Below are 16,728 nucleotides of genomic sequence, written 5' to 3' on the forward strand. Positions count from 1 at the left end.
ACTCACTATTTTGAGAAAAAATATAATTTTTTTTGTTTGATCTTGAAATTCACGGAATTAGAATAAAATTTTCTGGAAAGAATAACTGAGAAAAAGAGACAGAAGGAGTGTGATTTCTGTGAGCAGCTCACGAAGTGAGAGATAAGCTCTGTTGAGGTGATTCAATACAGACTGGTAGTTGATTCCCATAATTTTTGCTATTTCCTCATTGCTGAAATCCTCATAGAAGGCCAGCATGATAGCTTCCCGCTGGCGGGATGGGAGAGAAGAGATTGCTTCCTGAAGTTTAGTCTGCTGATGTGTAATAGTTTCCTGTTCCATCAGAATAAAATCGATGGAAGGACTTAATAAATCTTCATTTTTTTCCGGAAAATCGTCTCCGTAGGAAGTCAGGTTATTTTGCATCAGAAGGGTTAACCGATTGCGCATAACCCTGAAAAGATAAAATTTAATGGTATGTAAATCCCGAAGATTTTCACGCCTTTTCCATATTTCAACGAAAACATCCTGTAATGCATCTTTCACAAGATCGTGATCGGGACAGATTCTTTTCCCATAAGAAAGCAACGTAGAGGAATGAGTTCGGTAAATTAACTCAAAAGCCTCTTCATCGCCTCTGCGGAAGGCGTCCCAAAGAAGAGCATCGTCTCTATGATTTTGTTCTTTATCCAACCAGAATGTGATTATTTGTCTTCGATGATAGGTACAAATTTATATTAAAAAATGTATATTATCCGCTCACATTTTTCAAAATTTCAGGGTTTACCCTGAAAAGACAATCAGTTTCAGCGTTTTACCATAAGATAAGTTTAAAAAACCATCCTGATTTTAATATTTTTTTATTTGTTTTTCAAAATACAGGCAATAGCGATGGCTTCAATGGTGTATTCTATATTACAAAGCAATACCACTTAATAATTAATTGTCCATTTAAACTTTTTGAATATCTTCTTGTCTATGAATCAAATTTCTACTATTAACTAATTTAATTGTTCAGCGGAATCAGAACACCCTGATATTTAATCAATTGCTAATGAAAATTCTGGTTATTGGAGGCTGCCATTCCTATGGTTATGGAATAGCAGCGGGGCAAGGCTTTGTCCAAAGAATTGTGAATCGCCTGGAGAAAGAGTACGGAATGGTAAAGGTTGATTATTATACACCATTTAAAATGGCAAAAACTGTACTGCTGCTCAATGAATTAAAAGAGAAGACTCGTAATTATGATCTGATCCTTCTGCAACTGGGACATTTTGAGCTTCTGCAGGCAGATAGTTTTAAAAGTTTAATAGCCAGTAAAAACAGAGATTTTAACCAACGGGTTTATGGTACTTATGATCAGGAGATAGAATTGCAGAATAAACCGACAGATTTGACTCAGTTTCTGACACAGGGTTTTGACCAGGTAAGCAGTAAAAGAGAAAATCGATTTACTTCCGGACTAAAGAAGATGAGGGGTAAATCCATTGACCTATTGAAGTTCAGCATATTGAAAACCCTGAATCTTTTTATGGAATTGCCCCGGATACAGTTTGTACGAATTAACCTGACTCTTATTCTGGATTCCCTGTATCAGGTGAGAGATAAGGTTTTGCTACTGACTCCTTTTCCGATCCGGGAGAGAACGAGTAATTTTCTCAGAAAAGAGGGGCAGAAGATTTTTCTGGAAGAAGGTCTCAAACGAGGTTTTAATGTAATAGACTCCTTTGAAATCATTTCGGGTAATAAGGAGAACTGTTTTCTGGAAGATGGCTGTCACCTGAATGCCAGAGGTCATCGGGCAATATTTAAAGAGATTATGGAGAATTTTGATTTTTATGAAACTGAAAATACTAACTTGTTGAATGTCAGGAAGATTTTCAGATATTTTATGGAAAATCAGAACTAAAATTGGAATATTCAGGAGAAAAATGGAATAGGAGTAAAAAAAAATCAGAAAAAATTATTGCTCAGGCAATACGAAGGAGATTTTTGTTGTAATCTTAGTCACATGGGAACAGAGCAGTTAGTACATACCCTGAAAAGGTGTCGCAAAAACGACAGGAATGCCCAACGAGAGCTGTATGAAGGTTTTTACCGATATGGACTGTCTGTGTGCATGCGATATGTTGCTGATCTTGAAGTAGCCCGTGAACTTTTAAACGATGGCTTTATGAAAGTTTTTTTAAATTTCAATCAATATAAAGACGATCTGCCATTTGTTAACTGGTTCAAACGCATATTAGTAAACACTTGTATCAATCATTTACGTAAAGCACATCAGAATGTCCCGACTACTGACTTGCAGGAGGCGCACCATGTTGAAATGGATCTGGACTTCTTTGGTCAATTTTCAGTAGAAGAGATTGCTAAACTTATTCAGCAATTGTCTCCGGCATACAGGACGGTCTTTAACCTTTACGTTATAGAAGGCTACGAGCATAAGGAGATTGCCGAGATGCTCGGAATTTCTGTAGGTACTTCATTATCGAATCTGGCTAAAGCCCGTAAAAAACTTCAGGAACTCATTGAGGACAAAGACACGTATGAAAGAGCAAGACTTTGATAACTTATTTGGATCGAAACTTCCCGATTTCACTGGTCATGACTGGAGAGATCTGGAGGGAAGGCTGGACCGGCACGACCTTCAAAGGAAGCTTGTAAGGCTCATGTGGGCTTTGCCTATGGTCGGGGCTGTACTTTTAGGCCTTTCTGCCGTATTATATCATCAGTTAACCCAAACCCAAAAACAAGTAAAGGATCTTGAAAGTAAACTGGTTACCTCGCATACCACCGGAACAGCCGGCATAGTAATGAGGGATAGTATCAGACAAAAGGTGTTTGTATATGATACAGTTTATCAGAATGTCGTCAAAAAAAGAACAAAATATATTACTGTTCCCGAAAATGTCTATTATCAGAAACCGGCAGAAGAACAGGTAATAGTTGAAAGGAACAAATTCCTTGATCTGAACAAACTGGATGTAAGGAATATTTTATTGAATGCTTCAAACGGGCAGTATAAATATGCGATTTCTCCGCCAAAGATGGATTCAGCGACTGAAGACTCTGTGATAGAGCAGTCAAAATTTTCCTTAATTCCGAAGTCGGTTACTATTGGTTTACTGGCGGGATATAATCAACCGAGCGGCAGTATTTTTAAATCAGGAGATGGTTCTGTTCTCGGATTTCGTACTGTGCTGGGGTATAATAACAGAAAAGGAATGGAGCGATGGGGCTTAGTGCTTGATTTTCAGAAGAATGCACTTACTTTCCAGAGTGGTCCCGGAGACGCAGAACGGGTAGGTATTCCGCATGTGAATCCGCCTAATTTTCCACCACGACTGCGGCAGGCACAGATCAAAGAGTTTTCATCATATCAGTTAGGTGCGGGAATACGATACAATCTGCTTTTCAGTGAAAAATTCCGACCCTATTTCGGATTAAGCTGGGCTATGCAGCTTCCGAGCAAGTATGTAATTGATTATCAGTTTGAAGATGTTAGAGATTGGCATGTAGAAAACATTTCTAAAACATTTGATAGTTCTCTGCCAGCAATCACTAATATTTTCGGGACAAACCTTGGATTTAATTACCAATTTTCAAATCATTTTTCTATGGGATTAGAACTCTACTATCAGACTCAATTTACAAATTTCATTCAAACCCCGGCTTTAATTGGAGGAAAAGGAGGATTGAGCTATCGTTTTTGAAAAATGATTTATTAACTACTTACTTTTATTATGAAAAAAACAGCATACTGTTTATGGGTTTTCTTTGCCCTTTTATTTGTGGCAGGCTCCTGTAAGAAAAGCGATGATGTTCAGCCTTTGCCGGTAGTGGGGGCATGGACTTTAGACAGGATTATTCTGACGGAATTACCGTCTCCATATGATCAGCTGAATAGCCAGAATCTTGACCCCTTGCAGTTTTTTGCTTTTCAGGCCGTACTGACTTTAAAAAGCGATAAAACTTTTACCGAAAAGGTTACTCAGGGAGGTGTTATTACAGATCTGAGTGGAACCTGGGATTATACCGGGACCACATTGTCGGTTAAATACAGCGATTCAAGTATGGATAGTTTTCAGTATGATGACTCTAAAAAACAACTGCAAAGTGTTCCTACAAGTAGTACAATTACGCTGGTAAATCCAAACACCCAGGCTTCTGAAAATGTTACAGCGAAGTTTCAGATGGTTTATGCTAAAAACTAGGAAACTTGAATGAAATGGGTAATAACCACTTTAAACAATCATTGTTAATTAAAACTTACAGGATGAAGAGTTTGAGAATTTTTGCAGGATTAACACTTCTGATGACAGTTTTATCTGTTTCGGAGGTCAATGCGCAGGTCAGAGATTACAGAGATTATGAGATGGTTCCAAGGTATCGGATTGAATACAGACCAAAGTACCGGTTTAATCAATATGTAAGAATTGGTCTGACAACGGGAATCCTTATTCCTTTCGAAGGAGGACGGGGAAATAATGTAGGGCCAAGTGCAGGTTTGAGAGCAGAATGGGGCTTTTTAAGACATTTTTCCGGTACACTGGATGCACAATATAATGGTGCCGACGGGAATACTTTTTCTCCGTTTCAAACCGCTGTTGCATTAAACTGGAAACCTTTCCGAAGCAGACAATGGCAGCCCTATCTGGGAGCAGGTTGGGGGATAGGTCTGGGAAGAACACTTGATAACCAGCCACTTTACAGAAATAGTTTTCCGCAAGGATTTCCCGGAAACAGATTTAATAGCTATACCTTCAGAGAGAGAGCTGATAATTTTCAGAATTTCGCTGTCTTCAGAATGGGTGTAAATGTTGCGCTTGCCAGAAATGTTGTAGTAACCGGAGAAGGCGGATATCAGTTACCAGTGGCAGAAAGAGGAAACAGAGAAGGAGGAATGAATGCCAGACTCGGTATTGCCTATCAGATCGGGGGCTATAAAAACCGGGCTTTAAGATAAATATTCCCTAAACCAAAATAAAGTTAAATACCTGACTATTTATTAATGTGATATGTGATTTGGAGAATATTCCGGAGGTTCCGGCTTCCGGATATTCTTTTGTAAAAATTAAAATGAACAGCTATTTGTAAAACTTTTACGCTCAACATATCTGAAATCTGACGCAATTCTATGATGAAGTATCAGCCCTTACTTTCGGATTGGATCAGTAATGAACGATGATTTGCCTGAGCGTAATATTTATCAATCAAAAATCTAAAACAATGAAAGAAAGAATGAAAACAGGAACGGCCCTTTTTTGCCTTTTTATTGCCAGTATGATTGCTCTGAGTAGCTGTACAAAAGACAATCTTCAGGCTGGTGTTACTCCGACAGCCTCCAGTTTGAGGACTGTAAATGATACCACCAAAAAAGATAGTACAGGATGGCACGGATATGGCCATTTGAAAGCAGATACAGTTGCGGTTTCTGCCGAAGGAAAGGCCTATATTACAAGTAATTATCCGGGTTATACTATTAAAGGCTCATGGAAAGTTCACAGCAAATCAGGGACAACTACAACAACCTCAGCTGCTTATGTAGTAGAGATTGCGAAAGACACAGCCAGAGTAGCATTACTTTTTGATTCAAACTGGAAGTTCCTTTCAAAAGTAAGTATCGTTCTGAAAAAACATGAAGGTCCTGAAGGAAAAGGCCGTGTTAAGGAAATTGCCATATCAAGCATTCCTGCAAGTGCAACTACTTACCTCAGTACCAATTACCCTACGCTGAAAATTCTCAGAGCATACAGTGATTCAGTGAATAAAACAATTGAATATGGCGTAATTGTCGGCGATTCAACAGCCGCAAAACTCGTAATATTTGATTCAAACTGGACTTTCGTCAAGGCAGAAACACTGGTTGTAAAAGGAGAGCCTCGCCCGACACCAGCAATTAAAATTGTAGAAGTTGCCCTGAGCGCTATTCCTGCATCAGCAAATGCTTATGTAAGCAGTAACTATGCCGGATATAAAATCGTCAAGGCAATTCAGGAAACGGATAAAGACGGCGTAGTAACGTACTCAGTTCTGATAGAGAACGGAACGAGTAGAAAAGCGCTTTTATTTGATTCAAACTGGGCATTTGTGAAAGAATTAGCCGCTCCGACCGGTGGTCCGAAGCCAGGCGCAGGTGGTCCGGGTGCTGGTGGCCCGGGTGCTGGTGGCCCTGGTCATAAAAAAGGAAAGTAAGCCCGAAGGAATATTTAAAAGATTGAAGATTCAGTGAAAAATAGTCTGCTCAGAGATGTTTGATGAGTCTTCACCGTCAGGTTTTCGAACCTGACGGTATTATATTATCATCCGGATAATTGCATTTAACAAAAAATACAATTGATGAATACTTCCTTGATTACCCAGGAAATAGAAGGATTTTTATCAAAAACCTTTTATGTAAACCCATTCATCCTTAATTCGCAATCCCGTTTGCAGGAGGATTTAAAATTAAACCATATTGAATTTCTGGAAGTTATTTATGTTTTGGAACAACGTTATGGAATAGAAATCAATGACGCTGATTTGATAAAATGTAAAAGAGTTCTGGATTTGAGTTTAATGTTTTCTAAAACCGGCGAAGCTTTCTGATATTAAGCGTATATACATAATGGTGTAACCGTTGATTAGAAGTTTATACGAAGATGCAATGAGCCACCCTATACGGGCAGCTCCTGCATAAAACCTAAACCCTAATCAAATCTGAATGCGAGTGAAGAATCGCATTAGCAAGAGTTTGATTAAAAACCCGTATTATGGTTTAGTTAAATATACCGGCTACGGCAGAATAGCTGAGAAAATACTACCTTTGTTCAAGTTGTCAACAGATATAATGCTATTTTCTTATGCCCGATTTCAGACTCAAAGTATTTTATACGGTTGCCCAGACCTTAAATTTCAATAAAGCTGCCGAAGTGTTGAATATTACCCAGCCTGCCGTAACAAAGCACATCAAAGAGCTGGAAAAAACTTATAACCTTACTTTGTTTGATCGAACTTATAAAAGAATTTCCCTCACGAAAGCGGGGGAAATTTTGTTGCAGCATACCCATCTTATTTTTGAACAATACCAAAAGCTGGACTTTGACCTGAACCTGCTTCAGAATAAAACGCAGGGTCTGCTTCATATAGGTGCCAGTACAACCATTGCGCAGTACATTATTCCGGCATATCTGGCAAAATTTCACAAACGCTTTCCCGACATAACAGTCGAACTTACCAATGCCAATTCACTTGAAATAGAGCAGCTGCTGACCGACAAGAAAATAGAGTTGGGACTTGTGGAAGGGAATACCAGTAATTCTGACTTAAAATATATTCCTTTTCTGAATGATGAGATTGTGTTGGTTGGTAATGTGAAAAACAAAAATTCCCGGAAAGAAACAATTTCCCTGAAAGAACTGACAAAAATACCACTGCTTATCAGAGAAGAAGGCTCCGGAACTACGGAAATGATTGAAAGTAATTTAGCGAAAAAAGGAATAAAAATGAGTAATTTAGAGATCCAGATGCAATTGGGAAGTACTGAAAGCATTAAAAATTACCTGCTTCATTCAAATGCCTTTGCCTTTCTGTCAATTTACAGTGTACAGCAGGAGCTGACAAATGACCGACTTACGGTGGTTGACATAGACGGGCTGGAGATCAAAAGAAACTTTTCTTTTGTCTACAGACAGGGGCAGCCTTCTCCTTTAGCTGAACTTTTTATGAAGTTTGCTGCTTTTAAATGATAACCTCTGGTTATTGAACAATACATTTTTTCATTTTTTAATCCTCTTTTTGGAATCAATCTTTGTGTCATTAATTTAATAGACACAATGGAAACAACTCATCAGCTAACTATTTTCAATTTCAGGCATTTGATTTTTATCATTGCCTTAATCATATGCCTTTTTCCTTTCACAGATCCCTCTCTTGCGCTTTTACTGGGGTTCATAATTGCCCAGACCTCAGGAAATCCCTTTGCCGCATTGAATCATAAATGGACACAATTCTTATTAAAAATCTCTGTAGTTGATCTGGGTTTTGGAATGAATCTGCATCAGGCCATGAAAGTAGGGGCGGAAGGTTTAGGTTTTACAGTATTTTCAATTTTCATGACTTTGGCAATCGGTATTTTTCTGGGAAAAAGACTAAAGGTCGAAAATAAACTTTCTTTTCTCATTGCCTGTGGAACGGCTATTTGTGGCGGAAGTGCTATCGCGGCGATTTCACCGCTGATAAAAGTGGGAGATAAGCAGATCAGCACAGCTTTAGGTGTGATTTTTATTCTGAATGCTGTTGCTTTATTCCTTTTCCCGATGATCGGACATTTTTTACACCTGAACCAGCATGAATTTGGCTTGTGGTGCGCGATGGCTATTCATGATACCAGTTCTGTTGTCGGGGCTGCTTCAAAATTCGGACAGGAAGCTTTACAGATTGCAACGACGGTGAAACTTGAAAGAGCGTTATGGATCATCCCGCTTTCATTGCTCAGTACTATATTTTATAAAGGAGACGGCAGTAAAATTCAGATACCCTGGTTCATTCTGTTTTTTCTGGCAGCGATGCTATTGAATACTTATTTACATGATTTTGGCAGGATTTTCCAGCATTTGGTACATTTTGCCAGACAAGGCCTGGCTGTCACTTTGTTTTTGATAGGTACAGGATTGAATTTTGGAACAATTAAATCAGTGGGAGCGAGGCCATTTTTGCAGGGAGCTTTGCTTTGGATATTTATTAGTCTGATTTCTCTGCTGGTAATTCTTTTCTGACAGAAATGAGAAAATCCATGAATTACATCCAGGTGTAATTCATGGATTTTCAATGCAATGATTTCTTATAACTTAAATTTCAGGGCAAGGTTTACAATAGCACCTTCCTGCGGAGCCCAGATTGGATTAAACACCGGATTGGCATTCGTTCCGGAAACAACCTTTTCATAATCAGACTGTTTTACGTTCAGAACGTTTTCGGCATTCAGTACCAGACTTAAATGTTCTCCGAACTTACGCTCTACAGCTACGGCCCAAAAAGAATAATTGTTTACTTTTTGATTGTCATACAAATACTGATTTCCTACGAAACTGCTTTCCACACCAAATCTCCATTTCCCTTCAATCGTGTATGCCAATGTAAGTGAAAACTTATCCTGCGGACTGAATGGCAGGTAAGCCGTTTCTCCGGTTCCTGCACGTTTGGCAATGGTATGGTTATAGCCTAAGTAAAACTCATATTCTTCATAAGTCATTCTCAGATAGGTGTCTGTACCATAAGACCTGATATCATAAGCTGCATTGCTCAGATAGGTTCTCGGGACAGAGGCACCCGGAGTGGCCTGAGCTATTACAGGATCGGTAATATTGGTGTAATAAAACGCCTGATCGATCTGAATATTAAGTTTTTCAGCAATTGTTACAGAATAAGCCACATCAATGTTACTGCCGACAGAATGTTCTGGTTTGATATCTGCACTTAAAGGAAGTAAATTCCAGTAGCTGACACTTGTTTCTTTATTGGCCGGTGTTTGATTTGCGAAGACGTTTGGATTTTTATAACCAGTTCCGACACTCCATCTGATCGTCCATTGCTGGCTTGGTTTAGTCATCAGGGAAATTCTTGGTAAAACAAAAGTCCCGAAAACATTATGATGATCAACCCGTAAACCTGTCTGCAATGAAACCTTTGGCGTAAACTGCCAGTCATCCTGAGCAAAAAAGCCTAATGTATTATAATTATAGCTGTTCAGCAAAGTGCTGTCTGTATTTGGTTTGCGGAAATCTTCAAGTGTATAATTCCCTCCAAAAACAAGCTTATGATTTCCTATTTCCAGATAATCTGAAATTTCTGTGTAAGAAGAAGTTTGATTTCCTTTAAAAAATTTAGAACCTTCCGTGAAATTTCTGTCAAAATAACTCACAGCTCCTTTTACTGTAAGGTCATGTCCTTTTCTGAAACCGTGTTTGAAATTATAATCAACCGTATGTCTTTGAAAATCAGTAGCACTTACAAAGTTCGGCCCGCTCACAACTTCATTGTTTACATCATTCACCCAGCCTCCGGCTCGTTTTTCTGTAATAAATGAATAGCCAACATTCACATGGTTGTTTTCCGAAATATCATAAAAAAAACGTGGGTGAAACGAAAACTGCTTAATCAAGGGACTATCCGAAAAACCATCTGAATTTACGTCAACAGCCTGTTGATTCGTCCATCCTGCAAATAATGTCAAACCGGTTTTTCCATATTTCTGAGCATAATAAGCATTAAGGTTGGTTTCTTTCAGGTTACTTCTGTTCAGGACACCTGTAAACTCCGGAGTTGTGGAAGTAGGCGTTTTAGAAACAATATTAATCATCCCGCCGATTGCTCCGCCGCCGTATAGAGTAGAAACTGAACCTTTTACTACTTCAACCTGCTTTAAATCCAAAGGTGGAATCTGTAAAACCCCTAAATTACCCGAAAAACCTTCGAAAAGGGGGATCCCGTCTCTGAGTATCTGGGTGTATTTAGAATCAAGTCCCTGCATTCTTATGGCCTGATTCCCGTTGGTAGGAGAAGTTTTCTGGATATGAATGATAGAAATATCCCCCAGAATACTGGCCACATTTCCCGGAACAACCGAGCTTTCTTCGTCCATGTCTTCCTGACCTAAAACTTCTACTTTTATGGGTAAATCCTCAATTCTGGAATTGGTTCTGGAAGCAGAGACTGTAATTTCTTCCAATGCTTCATGCGAAGCGGCCATACTTACTAGAAAAGGCTGTTTGCTATCAGGAAGCGGTAATTCAAGCTCAAATGACTGAGACTCGTATCCTACAAAAGAAGCCTCAAAGGACAGTTTCCCGGAAGGAAGGCTTTTGAATAAAGCAATCCCGCTGGCATCTGCGGAAGCACCGATTGACCCTTTACCTTTTACTCTTACCGTTGCACCGATTAAAGGTTCATGCGTCTGAGCATCTTCCAGTTTTATTTGTAAAGAGGTATTTTGTCCCCATACAGTTATCGAAGACAAGAGAAGAAGAATTAAATAAAAACTACTTTTTTTCATTTGAGCAATTACATTTTTTAGTAAAACTATTATTGAAATTTGGAGAAAAACTGAAGTATCAGATCTTCCACAGAATTCTTCAGAAAAAATCAGGAACAAGGAATTGCCATTACGCTGATTTTACCAGGAAACGGTAAAAATATGTTCAGCGTTAACAGCATCAAATTCATAGCTGAGTTTCAGGTGATATGTTTCTGAAATCTGCCTGACAATCGCTAATCCAAGCCCGGTTGATTCATTATATTTAGGATGTTTGACAAATCTTGAAAACAGGAGTTTTTCCGGGAAGGGGAGGGGTTCTCCGGTATTTTTGATTCTTAATGAGTTGTTTTCAACCTGACAAATTACTTTTCCTCCGGGATGATTGTACCTGATAGCATTTTTTAACAAATTGCCGACGAGAATTTCGGCAAGATGAGGATTGATTTTCAGAAATTGCTCCGGCAAAATTTCCTGGATAACCTGAAGGTTTTTATGCTCCGAAAAATCCTCATAAAGCAAAAGAGTGTTTTCAACCAACTCGCTGATATTGAGATTGATCTGTTCTGAAAACTGGTTGTTTTCAATTTTGGTAAGCAGGAGCAGAGATTTATTTAACTGCGTCAGCCTGCGTAATGCTTCAGATGATTTCCGAATATGAAGAAGCTGTTTTTCAGGAAGATTCTGAACCTGCAGAAGGCTTTCTAATTCTGCTGAAATAATGGCAATCGGCGTCTGAATTTCATGAGAGGCATTTTCAGTAAACTGTTTTTGCAATAAGAATTGATTTCTTATGCTTTGGGTCATTTGCTGAAGTGTTTGGGCCAGTAATTTAAATTCTTCCGTATTTCCGGCTTCCAGGTCTTTCAATTCCTGTTGCTCAATCCTGTAATTGCTTAACTGCCTGATGATTGCATGAAAAGGCTTCCATAATTGTCTGGATACCCATAATTCCACGAGAACAAGAATACCTGTTAAAATTAAAAAGCATACTACTACTGTTACCGAAAGCTTTCGGGCCATTTCTTCAAATTCATCATATCGTTGTCTGATGACGACAAGATAATTATGGTGATTGGTTTTAACAGTAGCTTTCAGCTGCCTGACGGGAACAGTTTTATGTCTTTTTCCTGGTTTTCCCTGAATCGTATCTTTTAGTGTCTGAGGAATATAAATATTGTCCGGAACAATGGTAATACCCGGATTTTCATTCCAGTCTGTGAGCTGTATGCTTTCCGGATTGGTTTTCATAAGATTCTCTTCTACTTTCTTCAGATCGCTTTGCATCAGCTCATCTATTTCATGGATTATTTCCTTATGAATCAGCCAATAGAGTACGCCTGTGCCGATTAATGCAATGGGCAATGAAGCAAGAAAAAGATATAAAATAGTTTTCCGGAAAAGTTTCATAAAATCAGTACTTTAAGTACGCAATTTCGTGACAGATTCTGTAGAAAAGCTGTAGTAATTTCAAGAGATTTTATGGAAAAAAGAGATTTTTTGTCAGAATAAAATTTAAAAGGAGCATTCTATACAAATCCGTTAGTTCTTATGATGAAGGTTTTCAGATAAATTAAGAAGGTAGTCGGCCGCCGGTAAAAGTCTGCTCCCATACCAGCAAAACATTTCTCCGTCCACAAGACTTACCTGCATCTGAGGCAGAATGGATTGTAATTCGTCGGCATGAGATTGTTTGAACGGATAAGGTTCAGAAGAAAGAAAAACGTGCCTGCAGGCAGAAGCCTCAAGTTGTTGGAGGGTAACTTCAGGATAGCGTTCGAAAGTATTAAAAATATTTTCAAAACCGAAATGATTTAACATTTCATCAATAAATGTATTATTCCCGGCTGCCATGTATGGATTCTTCCAAATGAAATAAGCAGCTGGTATTTTTACTTCTCTTTGAGGAATCAGGGAAAACTTTTCTCTGATTTGCCGGGCAAGTAAGATAGCTTTATCAGGTTTCCGGACAATTTCTCCAACCATTTCAATCATTTCACAGGCATCTTCAAGGGTATTGATATCACTTACCCAGACAGGTGCGATTCGTTCGAGTGCCTCGATTTGTTCCTTTACGTTTTCCTCTTTATTGGCAATAATTAAAGTTGGGTTAAGTGCGGCAACAGTCTCAATATTTACGTTTTTAGTACCTCCAACCTTAGGTTTGCTTCTCCTCCAGTTTTCAGGATGAATGCAAAATTTTGTAATACCTTTTACTTCTTCATCAAGGCCTAAATCAAATAAAAGTTCTGTTTGAGAGGGAACCAATGAAACAATCCGGAGAGGCATTTGATCAGGTAATCTGATGATCCGGTTTAGCTGGTCTTTAAAAATTTTCATGCCGCAAAAATAGTTAAAAAGAGTTTTATAGGGTCATTGAAACAGAAACGGAGCAAAGGAAATTATTTAAGCGTGTAAGAAAGAGCGGATTAGAATCTGCCAAAATTAATTTTCCCTTAATATTTATGTAACACTGGATTAATGTTGGTTTGAGACCTTTACTGCGCCAAATTAGACCAATATGAATAAATACCTTCTTTCCCTTCTTTTATTGTTTTTTCTGTCAGGAATTTCAGGCGTGCTTATGGCGCAGTCCTCGAAGAGGATTATAACTCAGGTTACCTTGGATGGGGTGTATGTCAATGCAAAAGATTTTGAAAATCAGGTGCTTAGTTATACAAATGCCAGAAAAATGATTGCCTTTTATGACAAGGTAAAAGTGGTGCAGGATAGTGTTCTTATACTAAACGGGAAAAATGCCTACGGTTTCAGAAAGGATGGAAAAGACTGGAGGTTTTCTGAAGGAAAAGCATACGAAGTAATAAATAAAGAGGGTATTTTCATTTATAAGCTGGAGGTTAGCAATCAATCTACGGTTTCATTATATTATTTCAGTAAGGATGCAGCATCACCTTTGATCTTTCTTTCGAAACGAAATCTGAGAAAGCACTATGCTGATAACCCTTCCTTTCTTGCCATCCTGGATACCTTACCCTGGAGGTTACATTTAGAAGATGCTGTTCCACCGTTTAATGAAGTCCGGGTTGCTGAAATGTACAATTATGTAAAAAGCCATCCTGATATGTTTTACAGCGGGAAAAGCTCTTTTTGAACCAGATTTAATTTGTTGATTATTAGTTAGTTATTGTTCATTTTTCCATTCGGTTTTTCTCCCGGATCTTCCCTTCTCAATATAGCCTGCACATCGGTTGAATTTGCAGGATCATACTTATCAAAAGCTGGTTGGTGTATTTTTTTTTCATTTGCTTCGCTTCTGCTGCAAATTTGAATCAGAAACCTCTAAACAACATCATTAAATACGCTTTTGAAATCATGAAAAAACAAGCCTTTTTTACCCCGGCAGAGATTGCCCCGGATAATGAAAAAAGCCCCGGACAGAAAGTTTCAGGCTCAGTATATCGGCATCCTGCTCAGGAAAGAAAGGCTTTTTTTATGATTTTAACGGGAATAGTTCTCCTTTTCAATTCGTGTCAATCAGTTATTGTTGATCCTTCTGATGACAGAAAGCCGTTTGAAAACGTCATCTCTATGCCTTTGAAATATGATAATTCTCAGGTTGTACAAGGGTTGAAAGATAGTAGCTCTATTGTTATAACAACCAGAAAATGACCATTTTAAACAATCAAAACAAATCTAAACTCTAATTTAACTTATCATGAAAAAGAACAAAAACCAAAAGCTTGTGGTGGACAAACAATCTATCTCAAAACTTACGAACAATGAGGTTACCAATGTTGACGGAGGAAGAAATACCCTTGTTGATCCGATTATTACAAAAACAATTATTCAATCTTGTTTTTGTCCGGTTCTGACTGTCATCCGTGACGTAGAATAAAGATCATGGAAAGCCGTGTGATTGCCTTGTGGAGAGAGAACCCCTCTCTTCACAAGTTATCAAAGAAGCCTGGGACCCATTCCTGTAAAATCATTTCAATGTCTTCCATACACCTGAAGATGTTTCCGCTTCCCTGCGCATAATATTGAATTTCAAACCTTTAAACCATATAAAAGATGAACATTTATTTTAAACCGGAAATGCTGACAGAATTGTCAGGAAATGAAATGTCCGGTATTGAAGGTGGATTAGCGCTTCCACGTCCGTTCCCGCTTCCTTATCCAACGCCATTCCCGTTTCCGAAACCATTTCCGCTTCCGGATCCGATGCCCTGGCCTTTACCGGATACGATATAGATTCAACCGCTAAATCAAAGATACTTATGAACACACAACTGGAAACTACAGTCATTAGCGATGAAGAACTTGCCCTGGCAGAACTTACTCAGGAAGAAGAAGATACACTTCTTGGTTTTGTTTACTTCATCTGAACAAATACCTCTGCGGCATCTCTGTCACCATATACAATGAGAACCCGGTAGGCTTTTGGTTTACCGGGTTCATGATTTTTGTACCTACGAAGGGCCTGTTGGTGTACTTTTTTTTAAAAATATGCCATAAAAAGGCAAGTTTGAATAAGCAAAATTTATCAGGACAGAACGTAAAATTTCCCGACTATGCAAAATCAATTATTCCCGGCAGAAATTATAGAAAATACTACAGAAGCATATCTGCCAAAGGTGACAGTAAAAAGCCAGTTTATCTATATTTCTGTTATGCTGGCCCTTTTAGTGGTTTTTATTGCCCTGCCATTTATTAAGGTCGATATTTCTGTACAGAGTGGTGGTGTAATCCGGACTATGGCCGAAAAAAATGAGATAAAACCACTTGTATCAGGAACGGTTTCTGAGGTTCAGGTAAAAGAAAATCAAACCGTAAAAGAAGGCCAGAGTATGTATAAACTCAAAACGGAGATTCTGGATAGCAAGATCAGACTGAGTGAGTTTCAGATACTGGAAAAACAAAACCTGATACATGACCTTGAGTTGCTGGCAAAGTCTGATTCCGGCTCTGTATTCAAAGTTCAGGGTTTAACCTCTTCTCTGTACGGGCAGCAATATAATCAGTTCAGATTCCAGTTGATGGAAAACCTCCAGCAGCAAAGAAAAATAAAGAAAGAGCTTGATGTGGACAGAAAGTTATACGAACAGAAGGTTATTGCAATGAGGGAATTTGATGAAAAAGAATACGCTTTCAATCACCTTGTATCTGAATACCATTCGTCGATAGAGCGGCAGCTTGCTCAGTGGCAGGGAGACCTTAACAGTCATAAAATGGCTTTGCCGGAGCTATTGGCGCAGAAAAACCAATTGTTACAGGAAAAAGAACTTTATACCATTAAAGCGCCTGTTTCCGGAACGGTACAACAGCTTGCCGGAAAATACGCCGGATCGTATCTGCAGGCCGGAGAATTGCTGGGTATTATTTCTCCTGATTCAAATCTGGTTGTTGAATGTTATGTAAAACCAAATGACATCGGATTTTTGAAGAAAGGAATGAATGTGAAATTACAGGTTGATGCCTTTAACTATAACGAATGGGGGCTTGCAAAAGGTCTTATCACGGATGTTGCGAATGATTTTGTGGTAATAAACAACCAACCCATTTTTAAAGTAAAATGCCTGCTTGAGACAAAGGAACTGAAACTGAAAAGCGGGTATTCCGGAAAAATTAAAAAAGGTATGACAATCCGGGCAAGGTTCGTCGTGACAGAAAGAACCTTGTATCAGTTATTGTTTGATAAAGTTGATGATTGGGTAAATCCCAAGCTTACAGAAGTAGCAGACAATACCAAATACGTTCAATAGAAATTTCCCTTCTAA

Annotated in this window: 18 protein-coding genes; 14 read left to right on the top strand and 4 right to left on the bottom strand. The window is 38.5% G+C overall.

The genetic code is table 11. The features are described from left to right. Positions 1–57: 57 nt before the first annotated feature. On the bottom strand, positions 58–672 hold the full coding sequence (locus BM179_RS12495) for an RNA polymerase sigma factor (RefSeq protein WP_177219380.1): 615 nt from the start codon (positions 670–672) through the stop codon (positions 58–60). A 361-nt stretch (positions 673–1,033) separates the two neighbouring features. Between BM179_RS12495 and BM179_RS12500 the strand changes: the two genes are divergently transcribed. From BM179_RS12500 to BM179_RS12540, 9 genes are all read left to right on the top strand, one after another. Next, complete coding sequence (locus BM179_RS12500) at positions 1,034–1,888, top strand: SGNH/GDSL hydrolase family protein (RefSeq protein ID WP_092017296.1); 855 nt, start codon at positions 1,034–1,036, stop codon at positions 1,886–1,888. Positions 1,889–1,990: 102 nt separating this feature from the next. Further along, positions 1,991–2,545, top strand: a complete 555-nt coding sequence (locus BM179_RS12505) for an RNA polymerase sigma factor (RefSeq protein ID WP_092017298.1) — start codon at positions 1,991–1,993, stop codon at positions 2,543–2,545. Beyond that, entirely contained in the window at positions 2,526–3,692 is a 1,167-nt protein-coding gene (locus tag BM179_RS12510) for a hypothetical protein (RefSeq protein WP_092017300.1), read from the top strand. Before BM179_RS12505 ends, BM179_RS12510 begins: the two co-directional genes overlap by 20 nt. A 30-nt stretch (positions 3,693–3,722) precedes the next feature. Continuing rightward, a complete protein-coding gene (locus BM179_RS12515; protein WP_092017301.1) occupies positions 3,723–4,193 on the top strand; it encodes a hypothetical protein in 471 nt (156 codons plus the stop codon). 62 nt (positions 4,194–4,255) lie between these two features. Next, positions 4,256–4,945, top strand: coding sequence for a hypothetical protein (locus BM179_RS12520; protein WP_092017303.1), 690 nt, complete (start codon positions 4,256–4,258; stop codon positions 4,943–4,945). A gap of 263 nt (positions 4,946–5,208) precedes the next feature. After that, the gene (locus BM179_RS12525) at positions 5,209–6,174 is read left to right on the top strand and encodes a hypothetical protein (RefSeq protein WP_092017305.1); all 966 of its coding nucleotides are present in this window, start codon (positions 5,209–5,211) and stop codon (positions 6,172–6,174) included. A gap of 144 nt (positions 6,175–6,318) precedes the next feature. Then, complete coding sequence (locus tag BM179_RS12530) at positions 6,319–6,567, top strand: acyl carrier protein (protein WP_092017308.1); 249 nt, start codon at positions 6,319–6,321, stop codon at positions 6,565–6,567. A gap of 254 nt (positions 6,568–6,821) precedes the next feature. After that, positions 6,822–7,706 (top strand): LysR family transcriptional regulator, encoded by an 885-nt coding sequence (locus tag BM179_RS12535; RefSeq protein ID WP_092017310.1) that lies wholly within the window; start codon positions 6,822–6,824, stop codon positions 7,704–7,706. An 87-nt stretch (positions 7,707–7,793) separates the two neighbouring features. Then, a complete protein-coding gene (locus BM179_RS12540) occupies positions 7,794–8,735 on the top strand; it encodes a YeiH family protein (RefSeq protein WP_092017312.1) in 942 nt (313 codons plus the stop codon). A 65-nt stretch (positions 8,736–8,800) separates the two neighbouring features. Here the strand turns inward: BM179_RS12540 and BM179_RS12545 are convergent, their stop codons facing one another. The 3 genes from BM179_RS12545 to BM179_RS12555 form a co-directional block, all read right to left on the bottom strand. Then, positions 8,801–10,975 carry a TonB-dependent receptor gene (locus tag BM179_RS12545; RefSeq protein ID WP_310586948.1) on the bottom strand — a complete coding sequence of 725 codons (2,175 nt, stop codon included), beginning with the start codon at positions 10,973–10,975 and terminating at the stop codon, positions 8,801–8,803. A gap of 156 nt (positions 10,976–11,131) precedes the next feature. Further along, positions 11,132–12,400, bottom strand: a complete 1,269-nt coding sequence (locus BM179_RS12550) for a sensor histidine kinase (RefSeq protein ID WP_092017314.1) — start codon at positions 12,398–12,400, stop codon at positions 11,132–11,134. 132 nt (positions 12,401–12,532) lie between these two features. Next, positions 12,533–13,330, bottom strand: coding sequence for an ABC transporter substrate-binding protein (locus tag BM179_RS12555; RefSeq protein WP_092017316.1), 798 nt, complete (start codon positions 13,328–13,330; stop codon positions 12,533–12,535). A 181-nt stretch (positions 13,331–13,511) separates the two neighbouring features. On the opposite strand from BM179_RS12555, the gene BM179_RS12560 reads away from it, so the two are divergent. From BM179_RS12560 to BM179_RS12580, 5 genes are all read left to right on the top strand, one after another. Continuing rightward, on the top strand, positions 13,512–14,102 hold the full coding sequence (locus BM179_RS12560) for a hypothetical protein (RefSeq protein ID WP_092017318.1): 591 nt from the start codon (positions 13,512–13,514) through the stop codon (positions 14,100–14,102). Positions 14,103–14,323: 221 nt separating this feature from the next. Beyond that, positions 14,324–14,620, top strand: coding sequence for a hypothetical protein (locus BM179_RS12565; protein ID WP_143095217.1), 297 nt, complete (start codon positions 14,324–14,326; stop codon positions 14,618–14,620). A 46-nt stretch (positions 14,621–14,666) separates the two neighbouring features. After that, on the top strand, positions 14,667–14,846 hold the full coding sequence (locus BM179_RS12570; protein WP_092017322.1) for a class I lanthipeptide: 180 nt from the start codon (positions 14,667–14,669) through the stop codon (positions 14,844–14,846). A 176-nt stretch (positions 14,847–15,022) separates the two neighbouring features. After that, positions 15,023–15,202, top strand: coding sequence for a hypothetical protein (locus BM179_RS12575; RefSeq protein WP_092017324.1), 180 nt, complete (start codon positions 15,023–15,025; stop codon positions 15,200–15,202). A 320-nt stretch (positions 15,203–15,522) separates the two neighbouring features. Continuing rightward, positions 15,523–16,713 carry an HlyD family secretion protein gene (locus BM179_RS12580; RefSeq protein ID WP_092017326.1) on the top strand — a complete coding sequence of 397 codons (1,191 nt, stop codon included), beginning with the start codon at positions 15,523–15,525 and terminating at the stop codon, positions 16,711–16,713. Positions 16,714–16,728 lie beyond the last annotated feature (15 nt).

The organism is Pseudarcicella hirudinis, from assembly GCF_900115665.1.
In the GTDB taxonomy this organism is placed as follows: Bacteria; Bacteroidota; Bacteroidia; order Cytophagales; family Spirosomataceae; genus Pseudarcicella; species Pseudarcicella hirudinis.